The organism is Oceaniferula marina (assembly GCF_013391475.1).
Classification (GTDB): Bacteria; Verrucomicrobiota; Verrucomicrobiia; order Verrucomicrobiales; family Akkermansiaceae; genus Oceaniferula; species Oceaniferula marina.
In genome coordinates this window covers 1-759 of record NZ_JACBAZ010000066.1, presented here as the reverse complement: position 1 = coordinate 759, position 759 = coordinate 1, and the positions used below count along the sequence as shown (strand labels likewise).

Sequence of the window (759 nt, the reverse complement as noted above, 5' to 3'; positions counted from 1 at the left end):
TTTGTATCCATCAGACCTTCGCCATATAAGCGTTCTAGTTCAAGAGATGACAACGTCAAAAACACCTATGAAGAAACTCCTCATTGCCTCAACCCTAGCACTTAGTGCGACATTATCGCCAACAACTCTGGGTAAAGAAGGAGGAGATACCCCCATCTGGAAGCAAGCTGACCAGCCACTCGAAAAACGCGTAGAAAGCATCCTCAAAGAACTTACCCTCACAGAAAAAGCAGAACTTTGCTACGGCCGCAGCTGGATGGAGGCGGGAGAAGTGAAACGTCTTGGCATTCCTAAAATCATGCTCGCAGACGGACCTCAGGGGATAACCCGCCACACGGAGCCTTCAGCCCTGCCAGTGGGTATCAACCTCTCTTGCACTTGGAACCCCCAATCAGCCTACGAATATGGACGCCTGCTTGCCGAAGAAATGCTTGGCGAAAAGCGCCATTGGATCCTTGGCCCTGGTGTTAACCTGATGCGAACTCCACTCTGCGGACGCAACTTCGAATACTTTGGTGAGGGTCCCTATCTGACTGGAAAAACAGCGGTTGCCTACATCCAAGGTGTGCAGAGCCTTGATATAGCAGCCTGCATCAAACATCTCGCCGTCAACAATCAGGAAAACCACCGTTACCTCTCTAGCTCCAACGTGGACGAGCGCACCCTACGTGAGATGTATCTGCTTCCTTTTGAGATGGCCGTGAAGGAAGGCAAAACCTGGAGCATCATGTCAGCTTACAATCGTGTTAATGGCGTTTA

General features: G+C 50.5%; 1 protein-coding gene. It reads left to right on the top strand.

From position 1 onward, the window contains the following. Nucleotides 1–67 precede the first annotated feature (67 nt). Nucleotides 68–759: glycoside hydrolase family 3 protein (locus HW115_RS19550; protein WP_178935360.1), on the top strand; the 692-nt coding region annotated here is incomplete at its 3' end.